Origin of the sequence: Paenibacillus sp. JJ-100 (assembly GCF_948329825.1) — a bacterium.
Taxonomy (GTDB): Bacteria; Bacillota; Bacilli; order Paenibacillales; family Paenibacillaceae; genus Paenibacillus.
The window spans coordinates 72,318-96,195 of record NZ_CAOJCM010000001.1 but is presented as its reverse complement, the minus strand read 5'-3'; the positions used below and the strand labels follow the sequence as shown (position 1 = coordinate 96,195).

Here is a 23,878-nt window from a genome sequence, read left to right as displayed (position 1 = left end):
AATCTTCTGTTGCATCATTGCGCATTCGCTCTTCTCCAAGCTGAAGCAAATTCTGCGATAGATGTATACCTCTGAGTACGATCTGCATTTCCCCCGCGTAGCACGACTTCATACATCTGGACGACTGCTCTTTCTATTTTGGCTCTAGTCTGAATGCTTGTTGTAAAAATACGTCATGTGTGCCTCATCGTATCCTTGTCCCTCAACTTCCAGCGCATTACGCTCTATCCCGTAGACTTCAAACCCATGCCGCTCATACAACCGTTTCGCCGAAGCATTCGTGGTCACCACACTCAGATTAATCTGCTTCAGGTTTTCGAGATGTTTGCCACGCTCCAGAACCTCGGACAACAATCGGGATGCCAGTCCCTTCCCACGATGAGCAGACGAGACATAGACGCCCCAGACCACTCCTTTATGTCTGAGCTTCAGTCCAAATTCTCTTTTAAACCCTATCATGCCCGCAAGTGCACCTTCAGGTGTATACGCTCCCAAAATATAATCATCAGGCTCGTGATGTATCCGCTCCTTCACTTCACTCACAGACAACTGGCTGGACAGCTCGTATGAAGCCCCAAAGGCTTCGGGGTGTGTCCGCAATGCTTCAAGCCGCAAAGGCCAATATAGATCGGATTCATCACGTTGGATATTACGCAAGATGTATCTCTCTTGCCAAGCATCAGAACTCACTCTTCATCCCCCCCTGAATGTAAAAAAAGTATGACTATTATAACAAGTGCCCTCTTCATTTGAAGGTACCCAAGGTTTCGGACTGTATGCATTCTACTTCGTTACGGTCGCTACGGTCATTTCGGTGCGGTGTCTCTGCTTTTAGTTTAGTTCGAGTTCTGGTTATAGCTTTAGTTCTAGTTCTCGTTATTTCTCCGTTCACGATCCAGCTCCATCGCTTCTTGTACCCGGTCGCGCACAGGGAGCTTGCTGTTGATATGCAAGAGCAATCCAATAATAATTAGTAGCAGTACAACCACGATAACCTTGAACACCAATCAGTCCTCCTTGAAAAGTATGCAAATTTACCTTATTACATGTATGAGACATGTCTCATACCGACCCCCTTGACTAATTCCCCTTCACGATCGGAGAGCTCGGGCAATAATTCGCTCCAGCCATTTCCATGGCAACAGCGCTTTACCTATGATGAGCAACCGCGAACCTTTACCCAGCGCATACCGCAGTCTTGGTGCACGCATCTGTGCAATCCGCGCAATCAGGTCAGCAACCTCCTGAGGATCAGGCGCAGTCTCGCTCGCATGTGTGGAATAGCGGAGAACTGCATCCAGCTTCTGCTTATAAGGCGAATTCTCATTCCGGTGAATCTCACCTAAACCCTTGTTCCAGATAGGGGTGCGATACGCACCAGGTTCCACAAGCACTACCCGGATACCGAAGGAGGACATCTCATGGCGCAGACTTTCCGTGAAACCTTCCACAGCGAACTTGGAAGCAGCGTAAGGTGCATACCCTGGAAACCCGGAAAGGCCACTTACACTCGAAATGTTAATAATCAGTCCACTTTGCTGTTCACGCATCACAGGTAGCACAGCACGTGTAACTGCGATCAATCCGAACAGATTCGTCTCCATCTGACGCCGCCAATCCTCCATCGCGACTTCCTCAATGAATCCCCCCACAGCAAAGCCAGCATTATTCACCAGCATGTCAATGCGCCCATATTGCTGGATCACTGCATGAACCGCGGCTAGCACCCCATCTGTATCCGTCACATCAAGTTGCATGTAATGGAGTTGATCGGTTACTCCTGCTTCTTCCGCACGATTGGAAAGTTCCCCCTTACGACTCAGATCACGCATCGTTGCAACCACACGGTAACCTTGTTTAGCAAGCGTAATGGCTGTTAACATCCCAAAGCCGCTGGAAGTGCCTGTGATGAATGCTACAAGATGTTGGCTCCCCGGCCTAACTGATTTTGTATCTCTTGAATCTGCTATGGATGCGGATGCTACTGTCTTATTCAGCCCTTCGATTCGACCACTATCCGTAGAGGTTGGCTGTGAATCCCCTCCTATTTTATAGGCCCATACCGCCATTTCATCACCTTCTCTCTAATCATGTTGATTCACATGGACGGATTCGCGTACGCCATTTTACTTCTATACTCCTTGGATCATTTGATTCTTCGTAAAGAATAGCACTCTTATCTAACACTTCATACTCTACTAATCCAGACGCCTCTCCACCCGCCGAAGCTTGGTTATCCCGGCTTCAAACGTGTACGGCACAAAATGCACCTCCGGTAGCGTACAATCCAGCCGCTCTGCCAGTTTCTTCAGCTCTCTCAGCACAGAAGCTTGCACCTGTTCGTGATCCGCTTCCTCGCTGATCCTCATGGAAACCTCCAACACTCCACTGCCTCGCTGCACCACACGATAATGATCAATAGACGGCGAAGCTGCAATGACAGCCCGACTGATGAAATCCGGAAAAACCGAGACCTCTATACCCTCATGTGCGTGTGAAAAGTAAAGCGTATCATCACAGCGGCCTTCAATCCGCTCAATGGCGGTAAACAATGAACCACAGGCGCATGGCTCCGCCGCCTCGGTTAGAATATCATTCAGCCGATACCGGATAATCGGCTGCGATGTTCTGGAGAAGTCTGTAATCACAGGCACAAAACGGCGAGTGGCAGGATCAATGTATTCTTTTTCAATATGCACAATGTCTTCATTCAGGTGTATCGTTCCATGTTCGCAGGTCGCCCCCAGGAAACCTTCTGTACACTGGTACACCTGATGAACGGTCTGCTGAAAGACACGCTCCAGCACGTTACGATCTAATGGATCTAACACTTCGGCTACGGAAATGATTTTATGAGCCACATGGGTTAAGCGGCCTTGTAGATAAGCATCAGCCAGCATACGAAGCATGGAGGGTGGTGCCACCCATACCGTCGGCTGATATTGTTCCATACGTTCAACTAGAACCTCTACACGCTCCAGCAAGTCGAAATACTTGAATTGTAGCTTGCCGCGCTTCACGGATTCATACAGATTGCTATTCGCACGCAAAAAGAAAGCGATCTTGGCAGGTTTCCACAACCCGCCCGGCAGCAATTTGGCCAGCACCGTGCCTGTCCATGCATCCTGTTCCCGATCACTCACCAGAAATATTCCCCGGTTGCCCGATGTGCCTGAGGATAGCCCTACGGTTACCCCTTGAATGGAAGACTGCCCAAAATCACGAGTCTCCTCACTCTCACCCGCCAAAAACAGTGCTTCTTGCTTCGTAATTCCTACCGTGTTCAGTGTATCAAAATGCTGCATCATAATGGACTTGTCAATCTGCGGGAATTTTCTCCACTCCGATGCACGCAGGCCATTCCACCACTCTTGGTAAAATGCAGACTGCACCCAAATACGCTTGACATGACGCTTGATTCGGCGTTCCTGCCAGCGTTCGAGTTTCTCCCTTGTCTTCCATCTGCGGAAACCTCGTGCAACGGCATAATGCGCCAGAATGCGAAAGGGATTGCTCATAATTCGCTCCCCCCTGTGCCCCATGCGCTGAGCACTTCTTGACAGTGGCTCGGCACGATTCGAATTTCGGGAAACTGACGATGCAGCTGAACTAATTTATCAAAATTGCGTCTATATTCCTGCCGATCTGACATAATGATGCCTGCAAGCGGATGAGGTCTGCGCTGTTCACGAAATGCCCGGCTCGACCATACTGCATCGGCACACAGGAAATATGAATGCTGCTCTGTACGCAACAAAAGGCCCATCATGCCCTCCGCATGCCCCGATACATCTACTCCAAGCAAACTGCCATCTCCGAAAAGATCATACACTTCGTTCCAGGGAAATCTCTGCAAAAGTTCTGTATCTGCATGTGCTGCCGCTTCCGTCCATGGCTTCGGTTCTTGATTCACGAGCAGTGACCGCTGAGTAAAATCATCCGGAAGCAATCCGGCCAGAAATCCAGCCTTGACTGCGGCAATCGGCCCCAAAGAGCGCACAGCCTCATAGGCCTGCGGTAAATAAACAAACTGAGCTTCCGGGAAATCCCGGACCCCTGCGATATGATCCCCGTGAAAATGCGAGAGAATAACATAGCGGATATCCCGTGCCTGCAATCCGATCCGTTCCAGAAACTGAACAGCACTGTCTCCTTGCTGATACACAACAGGTGTGATGTGACGATACAACGCATTAGGCAAATGCGCAGTCTCTTCAAAAAAGCGGGAGCTGTACCCCGTATCCAGCAACATCGCACCATGCACCGGATGAATAATACAGGCAAAACCTGCTGGAAAAGGAACAGGCTTCACACTTCCTCCCCGTAGCGTTAAAAACTCGGGATGTGTACAGTATCCTGCTGCACCTATATATAACTTAACGGGTATTGAAGTTAACATGATTCTGCCCTCCACCAATCTGCGAACTGTTGCAAACCTTCTTCAATGGAAACACGGGGTGTATATCCCAGTTGCTCTCTTGCATCGTTAATGTTCAAGATCTGCGGCACACCCAAAGAGCCGACTGTATATCTGGTGAGCATCGGTTCACCCAGAGCAGGAATGAATCGATGCACACCTTCCAGCAAAGCGGCAGCTCCATAGGCGGTTCTATAAGAAATGTTCAACCGATGCAGCGGCATATCCAACATATCAAACAACGTGCTGACCAGTTCTACAAAAGGTCTCGGATCTCCATTTGAAATGTTGTACGCTCTCCCAAGCGCGGCTTCAGGAGCACTTTCACACAATAACAAGGCATCCACCACGTTATCTACACATGTCAGGTCAATCAATACTTGTCCGTTATTAATCATCGGTACGCCCCGTTTGGCATTCGCCGCAACAATACGTGGAAAAAGCGTCTGATCATGGGGACCAAAAATAGCTCGCGGACGAATCATGATCGACGGCAATCCATTACTGTGCGCATCCATTACAACCTGCTCCGCATGAAGTTTGGTAGCGGCATAATGATTGGCAGGTTTGACAGGCAGTGGATCATTTTCATGAACTGCATAACGCGGTATGTAATTAAAATAAATACTTGGTGTAGATACATGAATGAACCGTCCCACCTTACTGCGTGCAGCACGATCAACCAGATTCTGAGTCCCCTGTACGTTACTGCTGTAAAAATCTCTGTATCGTCCCCATGGGGACGATAACGCCGCGCAATGGAACACCACATCTTGACCTGCACATGCTACTTCCACAGACCGCTCGTCCCGAATATCTCCCTTAATAAAACGTACTCCCCCTGCTTCAAGGTAGGCACCGATCTCTTCCTGTCGTCCCATAGCGGTAACTTCCCATCCCTCGGATGCAAGTCGCATAGCCAGTGGTCTGCCCAGACCACCTGTAGCGCCTGTCACCAATGCTCTCTTCATTGTGGTTCACCGTTCCATTCTATGTCTTGAGTCAAAGCTTCCGTCAGTGAAATTCTATGTGAATGTGCAAGACGCCAAGCTGCCAGCACTACCGCGAATTGTTCGAAAAAGGGCCTGCGATCCTGTGAAATATACACGACGTCTCTCGCACCTCGCCAAGCCGTTCTCCAGTTACGCAGGCTGCCTTTCCTACTATAAAATTGACGGATACCACTTCCCAACATGGGCAGTGCAAGCATAGCCTTTTCTCCTGGTGATGGCGTAACTTCTGTTCCTCTGCTAAGCAGAACCTTTGGTTCAAGCAATGCACACACCAAACCATCACCGGGATGAAACAAATGAATTCCGCTGGTGGCTCTCGGGTTACACTCTATTGCGTACACCTGACCATCCATGTCCTCGATAAAGTCAAAACCAATCTGCCCGCTAAAACCTGTAGCCTGAACAAACTGTTTTACCCACTCGTACGTCCCTTTGTGTTCCACTTGTTCAAAAAAAACACTTGCACCGATGCTACCCGTGCGGTAACAACTGTCGTAAGTCGCATGGGCAACCAAACGTCCTTCATGCACTACACTGTATGTGCACAGCCCTCGTCCCTGGATGTATCTCTGTGCTACCCAAGGGGAGGTCATGGATAACATATCTTCACCTGGCGGATTATGACGTTGTCCAGTGATCGGCATACGTACTTTAGCAGCAAAACGAGAATATACTGGCTTCCACACCCACTCTCCTGAACCGTGCAGCACCTGCTGAGTCTCAAGCCATTGCTTTGGACTTTGAATCAGATGAGTATCTGGGACGAGAAGTCCCATCGACTTGGCAAGCTGAATAAAATCATACTTGTGATGAAGTGCATGCAGTTGCTCCAAGCTAGACACTAGAACATCGCAGTGTTGTCGTAATCGATCTGCTCCCTGGGCCACGTAAAATACTTCTTCACACATCGGGATGATCAGATCAATCTGCCAAGTCTTGACCCATTTCTCCAGTGCTGACAAGTACGCCTCTGTTCGATGGCGTGGTGATGGAACAACCGCACATTGTGTCACAGCGCTAGACGTCCTGCACAGATGTCGCGCAGTACTTTCCACAACAAATACAAGATGACCTGACCGATGTAACATGCGAGCCAAATCCAGCGTTACAGGAGCTCTTCCCCCTGTTAGAAGCACTCTGCATGAACGTCCTTTTGGAAGCTCATTTTGGTTGGGTCTAGTAGTCAAAGATGAGTCCTCCCAGAGATAAACCTGCCGCCGTTCCAATTATCAGTACACGATCTCCACGCTGTATGCGCTGCTGACGAATCGCTTCATGCAATCCCATCGGAATGGAAGCTGCAATGGTATTACCATGACCATAGGTAATATCCATGAATCTTTCCTCAGGAATTCCCAGCTTCTTGCGAATCAAGCGCATAGCCATAGCACTTCCCTGATGGGGAATAACCAGCTTGAAATCTTGCATCTGGTTCCCGGTAGCTTGTAGCATCTCGTCCACGAACCCAGGTAACAGCCTCGATGCCATACGGAAAATGGCTTGTCCATCCATATGAAAGAGGAAAGGGTCTGGCTGCTCCGCATTATATTGGACTGCATGCTGTCGTGTACCTCCTCCTGCAATCTCCGAAAATCGGGCTCCCCGGCTGTATGTGCGTAGTGACGCATGTACGATCTGCGAGCCCGATTCTTCCGATGCACGTTCAATAATGACGGCAGCTGCACCATCTCCAAACAAAGCTGCACTTTCCGGCTCCTTCCAGTTCAATCCAGCTGAGGCAATCTCCGTAGCTACAAGCAATACACGCTGGTAGCGTCCAGCATCCACCATATAGGAGATTACATCAAGGCCATTCAGAAAACTCAGACAGGTCGCATCTATATCAAACGCGGGTACTCCTGAATTCTCTTGTCCCATCGCCTGCTGAATGAAGACAGCCGTACTTGGCAGCGGCTGTTCTTTTGTGCCGCTCGTACATACCAAACAATCTATATCTTCAAAGGACAGTTTCGCATCGGCAAGAGCCGCTTCTGCCGCCCTTGCTCCCATATATGAAGAAGTCTCCTCCTGTGACGAGTAATAACGATAACCTACACCCGTCGCTTTACTGACCCACCCTGCCGGTACTTTCAAACGTTCATCTAATTCTTCATCCGTTACCTTCATCTGAGGCAAGTATTTTCCACTACCTACGATTCTTACTTTTCTAAGCTGCATATGCCATCCTCATCTCTTTCGTTCGTCTTATGTAAATTTAATACTACTACCCGTTAAACCAATCTACCTCCATCTGAATACTCTTGGAGAAGATATATCTTCTGTTCCAAGAGTAAGAAAAGAACCATAACCTGCAGAAGGACAGATTGCTCTGCCCTTTGCAGTACGAATTCATAACCTCAATACTCGTCTGTACATTATGTCTACAGTTGCTGCATCTGTTTTAGCAGAATTCCTACCTACTCTTCATTCTCTCGACGGTTTGACAATATCGGAGAGTGCTTCATCCAGAGAAGCATAATGAAATGTGAAACCTGCCTTCTCCATTCGATCAGGAATAACCCAGCGACTCTTCAGTACCAGTTCCGTTTCTGTACGGATGAATACGGCTCCGAACTCAAGCATCCATCGCGGAGATGGAAGTCCGATACGGACACCCAGTTGTTTCCTGAGACTTGACATCAATTCTCGATTAGTCACTGGATGCGGAGACGAAGCGTTAAAGACTCCCTCAAGCTCTGGATGCTCCTGCACATATATCACCATACGAAACAGATCCTCTATGTGAATCCAGCTAAATTGCTGGCTTCCTGCTCCCTGTGCTCCGCCAAGGCCAAAGCGAACCAGATTCGTTAGTGGTTTCATCACCCCGCCATCGCCAAGTACAATGGCAATGCGCAGTGCAATCTGACGTGTAGAGGGTAGCTTAAATGCAAAGAAGGCCTGCTCCCATGCTTTGGCTACATTTACGGAAAAGCCTGAACCGATCTCTCCGTCCCTTTCCGTCATTGGACGATCTTCCGCATGTCTGTATATTGTTGCCGTACTGGAATTAATCCACAATTCAGGCGGCTGTGTACAAGCCAGCACCGCTTCTCCTAAAATCTGTGTGGTTTCTACTCTGGAGTCCATAATAATCCTGCGATTCTCTTCCGTGTAGCGGCAATTCACGGATTTGCCAGCCAGATTAATCAGCATCTCCGCACCTTCAAGAGCTTCAATGATCGCTGCACGATCTTGCCAGGCAATATGTCCAGACTGGCGCGAGATAATGAGCACATTGTATCCGAGCTGTTCGAATCTGGTTTCAAAATCCTGACCAACAAAACCCGTTCCACCAGCAAGTACAACCTTTTTCACGGTATCTCCTCATTTCTCCAGATGAGTATTGCATTTTTGCATTCCTATCAGATTAAACAACGCAGCAAGGCGGTTTGTTTGATGTTGCTCTGTTTTTTGCCCAAACACTATGCTCACATGGTTCCATTGAGGCATCCCGATTAACGCTCGCAGCACTCCACTTCTGCGGAACAGCGGACTTCGGTTTCACTCAGACGTTAATGTTCACACCCAGTGATGTGTATAGCCGATCTCGCTCTTGGTTGGCCCAAACATCCCCAGCATCACGTTGCAGCCGATATTGAAGTTCATCATGGAAATCATGAATCATATAACCTTCCGGTAATTCACCCAGTATGGCAGCAAAGTCATACACCGGTAGCGCCCGTTGACTCTCACTGATCTGCCTCAGCCAAGACATCCAGTCATGCAGTTTGAGTACCCCCTGCTGCCATAATTCCGCCTGCAAACCAAGCACGTCCTGCAATTGCTCATATGCAAGTGGATCTGCGAAGCGACGACAAGCCTTGACACCCCATTCATACAGCTCTATCGCCGCACGGCGATTGTCTTTCGTCAGCTCTACCTCAAGTCCTTCCAAGTAATCCTGAACCTGAATGTGCTGTCCGTCATCGTATAATAAGGGTGCATGGGCTAGCATCCGTATAATGTCTTCCAGGTCGCGCATAGAAATAACTTGTTGCTCCTCAAGCGCGGGTAATTGATATGCTGTAATGATCTTTCACTCCTGCCTCAATCCATTTTTTTGACTTCTAGTATACCATGCTTTATCCTATCGCTCTTGAATCAAGAGAAGAAGATACCCAAAGAGCCCGCCTGAGACAGCTCAGCGGGCTTCTTCATAATTTTTATGGAATTCTTAGAAACGCTTTGACTGTGCCGAAGTATTCACGAATCATGTTGATCGGCTTCAAATACCCCGGTGAAGGAGCAGATATACCATACTCTGCAGCGTAGCCATTCTTGGCGGCAATATATTTCGATCTGAACATATGGTAGTCGCTCGTAACAATCATAATTTCGGGATGTTCCTTGCCGGAAGCCATAATGATTTTTTTAGAAAAAGCCAGATTCTCCTGTGTACTTGTCGAGCGGTCCTCCATTATAACCTGAGCGGGAGCAATGCCCTGATCTACTAAATAATTTTTCATAGCAAGAGCCTCTGGAATCGATTCACCCGGACCTTGTCCCCCAGATACAATTACAGGTGTCTCCGGATGACTGCGAATATAATCGAGACTGGCATCAAGCCGTTGTTTCAAGGTCAATGATACTTCGGTTCCATTGATCCCTGATCCTAAGATGATGACATAGTCTGCTCGCTCCTCCGTATCCTTCGAACCAAGCTGAGTAATTACCAAGGCTTCGATGACGATGAAGGAAACCGCGCCGATGCCGAACCCGATTAGCAACACACGTTTCAACCAGATGTGCCTCTCATAATTAATACGTCTTAATATGATAAAAGCCGCTGTGAGGAGGGCAAATAACTGGACCGCAAAATTCCAACCCCAGAATATGAGGAAGAAAACCAAACAAACTAACAGGATTAAATCCAGAATACGCCATTTGTTATGCATCCATTTTTGCATCAATACAGCAACACTCCTTTCGATATTTATGCATGCACAATCGTTAGCTTGGGCCAGTGCTCTTGCCAATTTTTCCGCCTAACTCGCTCGTTATAGTAGGTTGCTTTCGTAAATGCAGGGCTTTTGCGCACAACTAGCGTATACAGATCTTCCAGCCCATATGGTGCGCAGACTCTGATTTGATCGTCTTTCGTTAGCTGTACTGCGATTGCTGTTACCTGTTCAGGCCAGAAGCGCAGAGCATCCTCCGTAGAGTGATATGGCGCATCCCCATTTTGCAGATGCATTCTCGCCTGATTTTTAACCGACCACTTCCTGTTGCCTGTTGCAGCATATAACACTTTCTCAAGTTCACGATCCCGTTCCTCTAGAAGATTCGCAGCATCAAAATAGACAACATCAATATCACTATGCAGTTCCCGGCTGGGATATCCATGAAGTTTGTCCCATATGTAATTACGAATATATCCTGCACCAATATAGCAATCTGGCAACTCTAACTCACGCACAAGGCGCAAATCCTGCATGATCTGCTCTTGCTGTCGAAGTGCTCTACAGAGCCGTTCTTCGTATTGCATCTTAGTATCCCCCCATGGCCCACGAGACTTCAGATATCTTCACTAATGTTCATTCGGCTACCTTTCAATATAACACGTTTCTCACTCGGGGATAAAATGAATAAGCCCTTTCCGTCTATCAGCGACTCTGGCTGACACAACCGAATGGATGGATCATATGGATAGAGAATCTTCAATATACTCGTAAACATGGTGATTGAGGTTTGACAACCCAATGCACCTTCTATATCTTGATGATAATGATCGTTCTATCTTACTTGTTACGTGTTAGGTGTCACGATTTATGAAAGGAGTGTACCTGTAATTATGAGCAGCAAAAAAGAAATGCTCCTGAAGGTATCGGAGGATCTGTTCTATAGGCATGGTTTTCATGCGATCGGGTTAAAACGTATCATAACCGATTCCAGCGTTGCAATTATGACGTTATACAATCACTTTAATTCCAAAGATGATCTGATCGTCGAAGTGCTTCTGCGACGCGAACAGAGATATCTCGAACAGCTACGCTTATATGCCGATAACAAGGCACAATCTATCTTCCTTAATCTGGCCGAGGGGCATGCCAAGTGGCTGATGGAACACGAGTCCAGGGGATGTCTCTTTTTACGAGCGAAAGAAGAGTTCGGAGCTGATCCCGATCATGTTATCGTACAAACGGTGAATGCGCACAAAAAACACGTCATGACCCTGATAAAAAAAATTGATCCCGAGGCAGATCATCGAAGCGTAATGCAGTTTATGCTGCTACTGGAGGGTTCTACAGCGCTTGCTGAAACAGAGAATGTAAAAGAGGTATGTCAGGAACTGATTCATATGACTCGAAATAGTTTCAAATCATTACACAAAGGGTGAGTTCATAGTTCAACTCACTTTTTTATTTCACAGAAAATATAATGATCGTTCTATCTAAAAAAGGCGGTGAAAAGTAATGAAGAAAATAGTCCTTCCTGGTGTAGCCCTTATCGCTGTTTGTTATGCCTTTGGGCGTTTCAGTTATGGACTGTTTATGCCAGAAATCTCTGAAGCACTTCAGCTATCTGAATCAGCATCCGGGGCCATCAACTCGGCAACTTATATTGCGTATTGTCTTGCTCTTCTAACAGCTCCGCTGATTATTAATTTCAAAGGGCACCATTATGTCATCCAGCTTGCAGGAATTAGTGCCATTGTTGGCTTAATCGGTATTGCTTTCTCCCATGACACTTGGCTGCTTGCTGTCGGTGTTTTCTTAGCGGGCTTAAGCACAGGCTGGGCTTCGCCTGCTCTTGGCAATGCAATCAGTGCGGAACTCCCCCCCGAACTGCATGCCAAGGGCAACAGCTGGATTAATACTGGAACCGGCTTTGGCATTATCGTGTCTGGCCCGCTCTACCTGCTGTTCACAGATTACTGGCGTATAAGCTATATCTTATTCGCCGTCATCGGGGTAATTGTGCTGGTCTGGAACAGACAGGCGATTCCAGCCACCCAAACGATTCCTTGCACGAAATCCATTTGGTCCTGTATGAAACCGACCAGACCAGGCTCAGCTTTACTTATGGCATGTCTGTTGACAGGTGCGAGCTCTGCGATTTATTGGACCTTCGCCCGAAATTTCCTAACAGACGACAAAGGGGCCTCCGATTCGGAAGCCGTCCTGTTCTGGATTGTGATGGGTGTTACGGGTATTCTGGGCGGAAGTGCAGGGTTAATCATTGAACGGATTAAGCTCGGCTGGTCTTATCGCTTAGGCGTTCTATTATTATCTATCTCGCTCGGCGTTATTGTACTACCATCGATGACAGCAAGCCTAATCTCCGCCGTCTTATTCGGAAGTACGTACATCTTTCTTACCAGCATATTTATTGTTTGGGCAACGAGATTGTTCGAACCCAATGTTTCTATTGGAATCAGTCTGGCATTTCTCGCACTGGGCGTTGGACAATTCCTGGGGTCCTTCATGGCTGGATATACCATCGAAGTATTTTCCAGCAGAACAGCCTTCATGGCGTTTGCAGCTCTTGGTTTGTTGGGGCTATTCCTACGAGTGAACCCCGTTGAACAGAATTAGAGGTTTGTGAACTAACAGACAAGTTCTATTCTACTTGAAGAATACTTCCCTCTAAGCCTTGCTGAAGTCGTACATTACTAAACGTAACCCGGGTTCCTTCCCCAATCGGAGACTGGGCTACAACACCAACCTGTACCTCTTCGGGACACTCCATGCGAAAATAACGAACCAGCTTCCACTTCTCTCCATCCTGAGAATAATGAAAAGCAAAACTGTGGCCTGTGCGAGCTATTCGTAGATACGGCTTCGTGACATTCACAGGAGCGGATACACAGTCGTCCGAGTGTCCGCGGGTAACGACGCTGAGAATGGAAGGCTGTTCTTCAAAATATTCAAAACATACTTTTGACCAGATTGTATTACTCGCTCTAACCATAAGACACCCTGAATCATATTGCTCTTTCATCTCAACCTGCACCTGAGTAGTGATGCTGAAATCACCTGTAATTGTTGTATGTAAAAATGGTGCTGATTCCTTCACCGCCGCGCCCGCCGGATCAATGAAAAAATCACTTGCCGGCGGCACGGTAATACACACTTCTCCATTTTTAATACACCAATCCTCCGGCTCATTTAACCATTCCAGATCCTTAGATAATCGTTTACCCGAACTATGTTCAAAAAGATTCATTATGAGCACTTCCTTCCTCAAATTATAGTTCTTGATGACAGATTGTATAAAAGATGATTTGGCATTTGTATATCCGACCCGATCATTGGTGAACTGCTGTGCCAGTTCCCTTTTTAATGTATCATAAGCCTGCAATAAACAAGAATCATGCCGGAGTGCATCCCGAAACCTTAACTGATTCTTCCACGCTTCACCCTGATATTGATATACATGTAGATGGTGAGTGCCCGCTCTCCATTGTCCTTTGCGAAAAAAAAGCCGCTCCGGGAACTCCGGCTTGTGCACATATTCATAACCAAGCGTTGCTAACGAATTGATATGATTCTGCTGCACTTCACACAGATCAGACACACCCGCCATCATGTCGATCACTGATTTGGCTCCAAGCCCGGGTACAGAGGTACTACCGATATGTTCCATCTCCAAGCAGATATCGCCCAACACGCTCATAATCTTTGCACGCTCAGCCAGGTAATCATCCACCCACTTTGGATCATAATCAGAAATTTCAACCAGCTCTTTCATATTAATCTACCTCCCTATATTTCGGATGAAGTTATAGCCCACCCGTTTACTTTAAAGTCACCTATCATTGAATTCATGGTAGAATTTCACTTTAATTTTTAATATTTAATAGGAACTTTTAGCCAAAAATGATAAACTAGAACTATACTGTAATTACAACCAGTTCATCATTGCAGAAGAATAAGGAGGCCATCTTATGTTTGATGTAAGCGTAAAGCAAGTACAGGATCAACTGGTCATCCGTTGGCAGTTTTCGAAATTTGAAATTCCTCTTGCACAGATCATATCTGTCACGCTAGATGATGCTTATGGAGGCAGTGAACCGTCAGCAATACGGATCGGATATGCGCGTACAACCGAGCGGATTCTGATTCGGACTGCTCATCAATCATATATTATATTTACGAACAGCGAGAATTTATTTCCCACCATTCAGACCATGCTGACTCAATACGCAAGTTAATCGTCTGTTGCCGAGCTTCTTATATTTAAACGCCGTAGAGAACGTTCTACGGCGTTTTCTATTTCCTCAATAACTTCCTGTCCATTAACCGCATCTGAAACAAACTGATATTGGAAATACATAACTCACGCTCCGTTTATACCCCTTCTACTTCTATTCATGTCACAAATTGAATACGAAAGATTGTTACATAGATATCCGGATAATTTTATTACCTAGGAGGAAAAGCATGCAAAATCGGAATAACAAGAGACTTTCATTCAGAAAAGTGGCTGGAGCTTGGTGTATAGCTGCGGCTATAACAACGACAGGAACAGGAGTATTGTGTAATTTTTCATCCATAGCAGAAGCAGCTCAGGCAAGTACCGGAAACTTCAAAAGTGTAACTCACGATGGGGTTAAACTTACGTTGTCTGATGTAGAGTATGATGGTGTATTACTAAAAATCACGATACAACGTGAAGGCAAAGGTATGCCTGAGGGAATGCTGGCTCGCTACAATCAAAAAATTGTGAAAGGAAATTTGAAGATATCTGGCATTCTAATCAATGGTCAAAAAGACAGTAAAGCCATGATTTCATTCCGTGATCATTTCGAAGAACCCAATGCTGCCGTTTTGGAATATAGATCCGACCATCTTCCAGATCAATTTGAGCTGACTCTTCAAGTGTCTGTAAGCAAAATTGCGAAGAACTTCGAGTTTAAGATTCCTGTTAAGAACAAAGGTAAAACTATTGAAATCAAACCGAATCAGACGAAGGAAAGTAAAGGCTTTAGTTATACCGTAAAAAAAATAAATATTTCTCCTACCCAAACACAACTCGTGCTAGATAGTACAGGAGAAGTACCTGCATCCTCCAAGCAAACGGGTGAATATGCACCAACTATGATGTATTACGACATTGTGGATGATCAGGGTGAGATGCTGAAGCAGAAACGATTAAGTTTCTATTCCAAAAAGCCTAGCTCCACGTATCACATTAACGAACTATATAATGCCGTCAATCCTAAAACCAAGTTCATCACAATCAAACCGTACACCTTCACGGTAAAGCCTTCGGATTGGAGTATTGTGGGGGAAAAAGTGGACAAAAAAGGGAGAACCGTCAGCTTCGGAACCAAAACATACATCAAAGAATTAGAAATGAAAGTTAACATCACAAAATAACATCAATCATGTCACATAATGAACTTTCCAGATTGTTATATAAACAAAGACAAGGAGGTGAGCCTGTGCAAGCCACCATCCCCGGGGATATGCAGGTTAAGAGAGAAAAAAACGAACGAATCGAACAAGCTGTGCAGCGAGTGATCACTGGCGAAAAAGAGGCCTATGAGCTGATCATTCAAGAATTTGAACGTCAGATTTATACCTATTGTTATTACATTCTCAAAAATCATCAAGAGACAGAGGATGCTGTACAGGAAATCTTCATTCGAGCCTACGAAAATCTGAATAGTTATAAGAGAAAGGTCAGTTTCTCCTCGTGGCTGTACAGAGTAGCCTACAATCATTTGATGAATATGAAGAAAAAGAACAACCGCTGGTTAAAGCTTGTAGATGAGTATAGACGCAACAAAACGGTCACACAGGAATCTCATTCGTATACAACAGTCATTGAACAGCTAATGGAATATTTGACACCGGAAGAACGTCATATCCTGCTGCTAAAGGCTGTGGAACAATATACCTTTGAGGAGATTGCCATCATTATGAATACCAAGTCTGCTACCTTACGCAAGAAGTATGAACGTCTTCGCCGTAAACTGATCGAGCAGACAACCAAAGGAGGACAATTGCATGGACAAGCAGCTCAACCCTATTCCTGACCAGCGGCTTGAAGAATTGGAGCGGCGGATTCGCAACACACCCATGCCTCGAAATAGTATGAGCAGTCAAATTATGAATGAAATCGGAGGAAGAAACATGACCAAACAACGGAATGGATCTACAATACTGAAACGGACTTTAACCGCAGCCTCCATTGCTGTAGTTATGGGTGCAGGAGCTGTAGGCGCAGGATTTGTATCCCCAACCATGGCTAGTGCATTGAAACAAATCCCAGGGATTGGATCGATGTTCTACGGAATGAATTCTGATGAGATTCAGCGCGCAGTAGATCAAGGTATCCTGACACAGCCACTGGAACAGATCACGAAAAACGGAGTAACGTTAACCCTTACAAACGTACTATATGATGGAACCCGTCTGAGTTATAGCATTGAACGTACCGGAGAGAATCTCCCAGAGAGAGTCCCAAGCCCGTATGTTCCTATGGAAAGTGAGCTGTTCACAGAGGATAAAGAATGGAAGAGTCGTGTTCAAATACCAGAAGATCAGCAGCAGAAGGGTTATATTATCTCGCCTACAACCTTTATCAATAATGAAGAGTTGAAAGCATCTAAGGGTTTTGGAGATGATATCGGGAACCCGAACGCCGTCTTTACTGAATATACGAATCTTGGCTCACTGCCTAATGAATTCGAGCTCACCGTTCAGGCAAAAGTAACGCAGATCGAGGAGCCCTTCGAATTCAAAGTACCCGTGAAGATCAGCAGCAACAACAAGTTAGTCATTCAACCGAATGAAACGAAAAGCTACGAAAATTTCAGTTATACCTTGCAAAAAATAGAATCTACCGTAACAAATACACGACTCGTTCTGGAAAGCACTGGGGAAGTGCCTGCTTCCTCGGAGCAAACAGGGAAATATGCTCCGACCATGATGTATTATGAGATCGTAGACGATCAAGGCAAGGTATTGAGTCAACGGAAAACTGGCTTTTTTCACAGAGCTCCGGATCTGGAGTATCAGGTAGATGAGCTGTACGACGCTATTAGTCCGAATGCAAAATCAGTGAAGATTAAACCGTACACCTTCACAGTGAATACGGACAATTGGAATGTTGTTGGGGAAAAGACTAATGAACAGGGCAAAATGGAAAGTATGGGAGACAAAACCTATATCAAAGAGTTGGAAATGGAGGTCATTCTTAAACAATAACGACTCTCAATTCAAACCATGTTGGCTCAATCAGCAAGTTAATCGTCTGCTGCTGAGCATCTCATATATTTAAACGCCGTAGAGGATATTCTACGGCGTTTACTATTCCCTCTATAATCCCCTGTCTATTAGCGGGCATTTGAAACGAACAAGCCATACTCCGGACTACCCCCTGTTTATGAGACAGTTAGCATAGTCAAAGACAACAGACAACTTGCCATGAGTATAGACAGGAATCGGGTAATTACTCTAACATGTTTCTTCCCCCCTCCTCCTCACGCTGTCCATCATGTGTTTGCGAAATCATCTTACTCACAGGTCATTGGACGGTGGCACTAATTTTATGATTTCGGTGGCAACAAGATCCGGATGACTGTTATGGATGTAATGATCGGCATGAGGGATAATCAGCTGGGTTCCTTGCTGGGACCACGAAGAAAATTTGGCTTGATCTGCCTGCCATGCTAGGCTTCCCTCACTTGAATTATCAGGCCCTCCCGTCAGAATCGTCAAAGGGAAAGAAAACTCCTTTTTGTTCTCCAGCACTCGTCTTGCATTATCCTTGGATAGGCGCATCTCATCCATCACATTGTCATTGTAAGCATGCTTCAGTGCAGATATGGTGGCAGCCTTTTTCATCGATTCTGACACCAGCTCGGGGTCTATAACCAGCTTTTCCATCATGCGATCCGAGTGCAACACTGTACGTGCAATGCCTGTTTTCACCAGAAATCGAACAGAATTAAAATACCATTCGGGCGCATCCATACCCACTGTACTGTAATATTCAGGACTACCTCCATCGATGATGACCATGCCTGCTACTTCATCCGGATACATTTGTGCAAAACGGAGTGTCTCCAGAGCACCTAACGAATGAGCTACCAAGATGTAAGGTGGACGCTGACCGGATATTCGCAGCAACTGGTGAATCTCTGCTGAGATGGTATCGATATCACGAGGTTGATCTGTATAGTCGCTGTAGCCATACCCGAATCGATCATATACCGCAATTTTCATCTTTGATTTCAACTTGTCATACAGCAGGCTGAAATCCACATAAGGATTAGGTGTTCCCCAACCTGAGGCAAACACGACCGTTACATCTCCTTTGCCAGCGGTGTAGAGATGCATGTTGCGACCACTCACTTCATACAACTTGCCTGGCGGGGAATAGGACTTCATATCCTGCTTGGATTGATAAGCCTCATACGCTGTACCTGTCAGTAATACAAGTCCTGCAGCCAGCATCAGACATCCCAGTACTTTTAATAATCTCTGTAACCCCTTCTTCATCTTCTCCACCCCTTACCTAAAAGGTTTGTTTACCTGTGTATGTATGCTCCTATCCTATCCAAAAAAATAGCCTAATTGAAACAATCGATAGTCCAGTTCTTTCCCCAACCAAAGTCCAGTTTCACTCCCTTACTTCTGACAACACCAACGAATTTATTGCTCTGCCCCCTTAGGTGACAGTTGACAGAACAACCTTCCTTCCATTCGCTATTACGCCCCGATTCTTGATCCGCTTTTTAAAGATAAAGGTCTAAGTGCAACGTATACTCGCAAAGCAGCTTTCTTGCAAACAGCTTTCAGGTGAACGATTCGTTCCTACAGCTTATGTTGTCTTCTACGTTCCCGTACCCACAACAACAACAACAACAATAGAAATGACATCATCAATATAGAAGGAGCCTGGATCAGTGTATGAACATCTGATCCACGGCTCCTTCTTGTTTAATCATGGATAGTATTTGAAGTATCAACCAACAATTCCGGAACGTTCAACACTTTCTACAAAATAACGCTGCACAAACAAATACAAAATAATCAGCGGTGCAATCGCGAGTAATATGCCCGTATCTACAATCATAGCTACATAGTTAGGGTCTACCTTCATGCCTGAATTCGAACCGAACCCCATCAGCTGGGGAATCAGCTGGTTGGTTTGAGCAGGCAGTGAGGCCACCTTCAGCGAAATGAGCGGGCTCTCACTCATAAACAATGCGGAATAGAACGTATCATTGTATTGCCATACAAAACAGAACAGAATGACTGTAATTAGCGGTGAGACTGCATTAGGCAGCATTATGCGCGCAAACGTTCTGAAGCCCCCTGCCCCATCAATAAGCGCAGCCTCTTCAATCTCCTTCGGCATCCCTTTGAAGAACTGTCGGAAGATATAGATAAATAATCCTGCCTTAAGTCCACCGGCCGTTGCTGCAGTGATCATAGAGGGCCAATACGTGTTGAGCAGATTGATTCCTTCTTTTCCCGTAAATAACTGAATGATCCCGAGAAAATCGAAGCTCCTGAAATGAAGGTACATCGGTACCATCAGTGTACTGGTCGGCACCAAAATTGTTAAAATTACCAATATAAAAAGTACATTGCTTCCCGGAAACGTAAACCGCGCAAATCCATATCCTGCAAGTGCACAGGACACAGTGGTTAGAAGCGTGGTTATGGCGACGAACAATAACGTGTTTGCGATCAGAGGTAAGTAGTCCATCACTTGTGCCGCAATTCGAATATTCTCCAACGTAAAATGCTGGGGAATCATATAGATTGTTGGATTATAGATATCCTGCTTATCTTTGAACGCAACAGATATTTTAAGAAAAAGCGGATACAGAATAATAAATGATATTCCAATGACCAATGCGTACCTGAAAATGGAATAGAGCAGGTCAGCTGTCTTGTTTCGTACACGCTTCATCGGATCATCAGCTTTCGGAACGACCACGATCCGCTCTGTTTCTGACGCAGCCATCATCTATACCTCCCTTGACGTTGAACCGTCAATTGTAATGAACCCGCCGGGATAACACCCAACCCACCACGAGCAGAACCAGACCAATAACAAGTGTGTATAGCCAAGACATCGCCGAGCTGAGACCGAAGTTTTGCGTTTTGAACGCCGTCTGATAGATAGCCTGGGTCACCGGACTTCCGGCAAATGAGTCAATGATTGTATAGATGACATTAGTCAGAATGAGCGGACTCACCATGGGAAACGTAATTTTCCAGAAGGTTTCATAGGCTGTTGCTCCCTCCATCTTGGCAACCTCATACATCGAACCCGGAACGGATTGCAGCGCAGCAAGAAAGATGAGAATCTGTACACCCGAGCTGCTGATAATGTCATAGATTCGCATGATGGCTTCCACAATGTAATCAATATAGATCATGGGCAGTCCGACCTCTGCCAGCATTCGCACAATAGAGACCACGTTAAATGAAGCTCCTCCATCCGCTGCAGCCTCAACAGCACTGGAATCCCCCATTAAATTAATCAATCCCGCTGACTCGGCTGCCGCTACAGCACTGGAAGCCAGAATTACAGGCAGGAAAAAGATTGCACGTGCCGCTGTTCTGCCCTTGAACTTCTGATTAAGCAGTGTCGCAGTAAACAAACTGAAAAATAAAATCATAGGCACGTTAAGCAGCATCGTCCCGATGGAGTCTACCAGAATTCGATTGAAAGAAGCATCAATGAGAAGCGCGTCTTGAAAATTGGTCAAACCGACGAATTCAAGCATGTACCCGTTCGAAGCAATGGATAATTTGCTAAGACTGAACCGAATAGATTGCAGAAGTGGCGTAGCAAATAGGAAAATGAAACCGATTAGCCACGGAGAAATAAAGGCCAGCCCTAACAGTGCCCTCCGTGATCTCAACGACATTCGCATGGTTCTCATCGGTCTGCTCCTTCCACCACGTAATCCATTCCATTCACGCTAGAACCATCTACATGAACTGTGGCTTCATTATAGTTGAGCAGAATAGTTGTACCACCGCTGTAAGTGACTCGGACAACACCGTCCTGAACACGTTCATGTTGAAGTATCTGCTCATTTTCCAGTTTGCCCAGTACCGTATTAGCTTCTTTATATAAGTCGATAGCTTCATCCGCCCAATACTCGAATTCAGTGGCGTAGGCCGCATCATCATTTGTCAGCTTTAGCTTAGACGACGGTTCATATGTCCATTGAAAATAAGGAGCAGCTCCAAGTTCCAGGCTTCGGAGCAGTTGTTTTCGGAGATTCTGATCTCCTGACGTATTCATCGGAGATGCAGCATAGTTCATATAACCATGTATAACCATCGCATAGAACGGCACTTCTTCATCCGTAATGCTGAAACGGCTTGAGCCGGCCGGAATATTAACGATATGTTGTGCACTTCGCCAAGCATAACTATTCGCAGCGGATAACATTAGTGTCGGATAAGACTGCTTCAATTGATCAAGCTGTTCCTGAACAATGTGTTTGGCAGTCTCCCGGTGGATGACACGGCTGTCGCGATAGTCAGCGACCAGCATCTGACCAAGGTCACGTAATGACAGACTGCCGAGTCCCATTTCACTGTACTTTGCGGCAAATTCATTGACCACATACGGGAGCTTGGCTGCAGAAAGCAAATAATAGCTGTCTTTACTCTGATCCATGCGGTTCAGTGCGGGATTGTATGGATACAATTCTGCTGTCTCCCTGGTAACAAAGCGTGCAGCATCCGCAGATGGTGCAAAGTTCAGGTCATCGTGGTAGATCTGCTGAAATGCAGCATCCGGGAACAAAGTGCCTCCCGATTGCTTCAATTGTTCAGACAATGCCCAAAGCTGGTCAAGAGTACCCACTTCGTGATCCAGCTTCACACGGGTGGGGGTATGGTGACGGAATCCACCGCCAAACCAACCCTGAAACCGCATTTGTATCCGGTTCACTCCTCCCTTCTGAAGCCTGGAAGCTATCTCTGCTGCCTGTTCGTACGTGGTCATTGGCAGAGTCGTCCGATAGGGCACACTCAGGAAAGAGGTTCTTATATCCACTGCACCTAAGATATCCATATAAAAAGGTAGCTCTGTCTGTTCAGTCAGCGGTTCCAGTACGCCAGCCTCAACTAAATATTGTTGGTACAGACGTGCCATCCCGGAATAACTGGCATCCTTCCCCTGCAGAAATTGATAACGAACCTGAACATCACCACGAAACGGTTCTTCGCTAAGAAGCTGAATCTCCTGCATGTTCTGCGAGGTGTACATCTCCAGTTCATCCTCGCCCCTCAGGGCAAACGAGGCATGCACGTGGTTATAACTGTTCTGCCTCCCACCAATATCTGCGGTGATGCTGGCCATCCCGTCTCCTTTTTCAATCACAGCAAACCAGGCGTTCTCTCCATTCTTCATTCCAAATACGGGCATGCGAGCCGATTGACTTATCTGAGGACGAATCAACGAATTATCATTCGGATCCGGGCCATATACACGTTGAACATACTGCTCTTCCTGGATCTTCCCGTTGTTGAGATGGATAAGGCTTCCCGACCCATCAGGTATTAGCATATAGCCCTCAGCTGCAGTTCCCGCAGCACCGAAATAGGCAAGGAGATCCAAATGGCGAATGCGATATTGTCCGCTCTCTTTCACCTGATTCAGTGGCACCTTGACAACCAACGCTCCCTGATCCAGCCGATATTCAATCGGAATCACAAAGCTCGGTTTGTCAGATACTGACCCGCCCTGTACTCCATTTTCCTCATTGTCAAAAGCCAGATCATCTGCCGTATATCCAGCCTCTTCAAAGGCTCGTAGCATCTTGTTTAATACCAGTTGTCTTGAGATTTGTCCATCCAACCGCTCTAACACTTCCGGATTGTCCTTGCTGGGATAGTAACGGGCAGCCGTGTATCTTGCTACGGAAGTATCCAGTTTAGACAGAACCTTTTCTTCCAGCCGCTGCTTGCTGATCAACTTCGGGAGAGCATTAATCCCTAGAGAAGTATCACCTATTGTGTAGGTCACCCGAATCCCTTGCTCGATTGGACTTACAGTGAATTGTTTGTTACTGATACTTGCACCGAAATTCGGAAAGTTCTCCAGTGTGCCGGTTGCATCCCGAAAAAACACATTCACCTGCGAGGACAACACATCCTTTTCATAAGCAGAAGCCAAACTGTCCTGCGTCCGTTCAGGAGGATTGCTATACCAGATCTGACCACTTTCTCCGTCACGCACTGCTATTTCTGACGTTTCCTCATTGTAATAAAGAGCCATTCTCTGGTCCTGAGCAACCCGTTTCATTCCCGGCACACCCTGCGAAGAATCGATTAAGAATGACACGGACTCCTCTGTAACAGGTATAGCTTCAGTCTCCACCTCCAGATAATCCGAGGCTTGAACGGCAGGCATGCCCTTATTGGTCATATACAGCAGACCGACTGTAATCATGACTAGAGCTATACCACCAGCCAGCACCGCATATAATCGTTGCCTCTTGTTCACGGAT

Annotated in this window: 23 protein-coding genes; 6 read left to right on the top strand and 17 right to left on the bottom strand. The window is 46.2% G+C overall.

The annotated features are described in order from the left end of the window. Positions 1-144: 144 nt before the first annotated feature. From PQG66_RS00550 to PQG66_RS00495, 12 genes are all read right to left on the bottom strand, one after another. Complete coding sequence (locus tag PQG66_RS00550; RefSeq protein WP_272033960.1) at positions 145-690, bottom strand: GNAT family N-acetyltransferase; 546 nt, start codon at positions 688-690, stop codon at positions 145-147. A gap of 176 nt (positions 691-866) precedes the next feature. Continuing rightward, a complete protein-coding gene (locus PQG66_RS00545) occupies positions 867-1,004 on the bottom strand; it encodes a hypothetical protein (protein ID WP_272033958.1) in 138 nt (45 codons plus the stop codon). An 87-nt stretch (positions 1,005-1,091) separates the two neighbouring features. Continuing rightward, on the bottom strand, positions 1,092-2,069 hold the full coding sequence (locus PQG66_RS00540) for an SDR family oxidoreductase (RefSeq protein ID WP_272033956.1): 978 nt from the start codon (positions 2,067-2,069) through the stop codon (positions 1,092-1,094). Between the two features lie 129 nt (positions 2,070-2,198). Next, positions 2,199-3,518 carry a F390 synthetase-related protein gene (locus tag PQG66_RS00535; protein WP_272033954.1) on the bottom strand — a complete coding sequence of 440 codons (1,320 nt, stop codon included), beginning with the start codon at positions 3,516-3,518 and terminating at the stop codon, positions 2,199-2,201. Next, positions 3,515-4,399: an MBL fold metallo-hydrolase gene (locus PQG66_RS00530; protein WP_272033952.1), complete on the bottom strand. Its 885-nt coding sequence runs from the start codon at positions 4,397-4,399 to the stop codon at positions 3,515-3,517. The genes PQG66_RS00535 and PQG66_RS00530 overlap by 4 nt, the downstream gene beginning before the upstream one ends. Continuing rightward, the gene (locus PQG66_RS00525; RefSeq protein ID WP_272033950.1) at positions 4,393-5,388 is read right to left on the bottom strand and encodes an NAD-dependent epimerase/dehydratase family protein; all 996 of its coding nucleotides are present in this window, start codon (positions 5,386-5,388) and stop codon (positions 4,393-4,395) included. The genes PQG66_RS00530 and PQG66_RS00525 overlap by 7 nt, the downstream gene beginning before the upstream one ends. Next, entirely contained in the window at positions 5,385-6,617 is a 1,233-nt protein-coding gene (locus PQG66_RS00520; protein WP_272033948.1) for an ATP-grasp domain-containing protein, read from the bottom strand. The genes PQG66_RS00525 and PQG66_RS00520 overlap by 4 nt, the downstream gene beginning before the upstream one ends. After that, positions 6,607-7,608 (bottom strand): beta-ketoacyl-ACP synthase III, encoded by a 1,002-nt coding sequence (locus PQG66_RS00515; protein ID WP_272033946.1) that lies wholly within the window; start codon positions 7,606-7,608, stop codon positions 6,607-6,609. Before PQG66_RS00515 ends, PQG66_RS00520 begins: the two co-directional genes overlap by 11 nt. A 246-nt stretch (positions 7,609-7,854) precedes the next feature. Further along, entirely contained in the window at positions 7,855-8,748 is an 894-nt protein-coding gene (locus tag PQG66_RS00510; protein ID WP_272033944.1) for a TIGR01777 family oxidoreductase, read from the bottom strand. Between the two features lie 190 nt (positions 8,749-8,938). After that, positions 8,939-9,415, bottom strand: a complete 477-nt coding sequence (locus tag PQG66_RS00505; protein ID WP_272033942.1) for a hypothetical protein — start codon at positions 9,413-9,415, stop codon at positions 8,939-8,941. Positions 9,416-9,596: 181 nt separating this feature from the next. After that, on the bottom strand, positions 9,597-10,328 hold the full coding sequence (locus PQG66_RS00500) for a YdcF family protein (protein WP_272033940.1): 732 nt from the start codon (positions 10,326-10,328) through the stop codon (positions 9,597-9,599). Between the two features lie 38 nt (positions 10,329-10,366). After that, a complete protein-coding gene (locus tag PQG66_RS00495; protein ID WP_272033938.1) occupies positions 10,367-10,918 on the bottom strand; it encodes a nucleotidyltransferase family protein in 552 nt (183 codons plus the stop codon). A gap of 306 nt (positions 10,919-11,224) precedes the next feature. Here PQG66_RS00495 and PQG66_RS00490 point away from each other — a divergent pair, with 306 nt between their 5' ends. Together PQG66_RS00490 and PQG66_RS00485 are read left to right on the top strand one after the other, a co-directional pair. Further along, entirely contained in the window at positions 11,225-11,770 is a 546-nt protein-coding gene (locus tag PQG66_RS00490; RefSeq protein ID WP_272033936.1) for a TetR/AcrR family transcriptional regulator, read from the top strand. Positions 11,771-11,846: 76 nt separating this feature from the next. Beyond that, positions 11,847-12,968, top strand: a complete 1,122-nt coding sequence (locus tag PQG66_RS00485) for an MFS transporter (RefSeq protein WP_272033934.1) — start codon at positions 11,847-11,849, stop codon at positions 12,966-12,968. Positions 12,969-12,993: 25 nt separating this feature from the next. On the opposite strand, the gene PQG66_RS25315 is transcribed toward PQG66_RS00485, so the two are convergent. Beyond that, positions 12,994-14,124, bottom strand: a complete 1,131-nt coding sequence (locus PQG66_RS25315) for a DUF1349 domain-containing protein (RefSeq protein WP_334220745.1) — start codon at positions 14,122-14,124, stop codon at positions 12,994-12,996. A 196-nt stretch (positions 14,125-14,320) separates the two neighbouring features. On the opposite strand from PQG66_RS25315, the gene PQG66_RS00470 reads away from it, so the two are divergent. The 4 genes from PQG66_RS00470 (at position 14,321) to PQG66_RS00455 (ending at position 17,591) form a co-directional block, all read left to right on the top strand. Beyond that, positions 14,321-14,587, top strand: coding sequence for a SunI/YnzG family protein (locus PQG66_RS00470; protein ID WP_272033932.1), 267 nt, complete (start codon positions 14,321-14,323; stop codon positions 14,585-14,587). A gap of 229 nt (positions 14,588-14,816) precedes the next feature. Further along, positions 14,817-15,755: a DUF5643 domain-containing protein gene (locus tag PQG66_RS00465; protein ID WP_272033930.1), complete on the top strand. Its 939-nt coding sequence runs from the start codon at positions 14,817-14,819 to the stop codon at positions 15,753-15,755. A gap of 65 nt (positions 15,756-15,820) precedes the next feature. After that, positions 15,821-16,417, top strand: a complete 597-nt coding sequence (locus tag PQG66_RS00460) for an RNA polymerase sigma factor (protein ID WP_272033928.1) — start codon at positions 15,821-15,823, stop codon at positions 16,415-16,417. After that, on the top strand, positions 16,389-17,591 hold the full coding sequence (locus PQG66_RS00455; RefSeq protein ID WP_272033926.1) for a DUF4179 domain-containing protein: 1,203 nt from the start codon (positions 16,389-16,391) through the stop codon (positions 17,589-17,591). Before PQG66_RS00460 ends, PQG66_RS00455 begins: the two co-directional genes overlap by 29 nt. A gap of 312 nt (positions 17,592-17,903) precedes the next feature. Here the strand turns inward: PQG66_RS00455 and PQG66_RS00450 are convergent, their stop codons facing one another. The 4 genes from PQG66_RS00450 to PQG66_RS00435 form a co-directional block, all read right to left on the bottom strand. Next, positions 17,904-18,887 carry an alpha/beta fold hydrolase gene (locus PQG66_RS00450; protein WP_272033924.1) on the bottom strand — a complete coding sequence of 328 codons (984 nt, stop codon included), beginning with the start codon at positions 18,885-18,887 and terminating at the stop codon, positions 17,904-17,906. Between the two features lie 466 nt (positions 18,888-19,353). Next, complete coding sequence (locus PQG66_RS00445) at positions 19,354-20,310, bottom strand: carbohydrate ABC transporter permease (protein ID WP_442955022.1); 957 nt, start codon at positions 20,308-20,310, stop codon at positions 19,354-19,356. Positions 20,311-20,392: 82 nt separating this feature from the next. Continuing rightward, positions 20,393-21,292, bottom strand: coding sequence for a carbohydrate ABC transporter permease (locus PQG66_RS00440; RefSeq protein ID WP_272033922.1), 900 nt, complete (start codon positions 21,290-21,292; stop codon positions 20,393-20,395). After that, positions 21,289-23,874 carry a DUF5696 domain-containing protein gene (locus tag PQG66_RS00435; protein ID WP_272033920.1) on the bottom strand — a complete coding sequence of 862 codons (2,586 nt, stop codon included), beginning with the start codon at positions 23,872-23,874 and terminating at the stop codon, positions 21,289-21,291. Before PQG66_RS00435 ends, PQG66_RS00440 begins: the two co-directional genes overlap by 4 nt. Positions 23,875-23,878 lie beyond the last annotated feature (4 nt).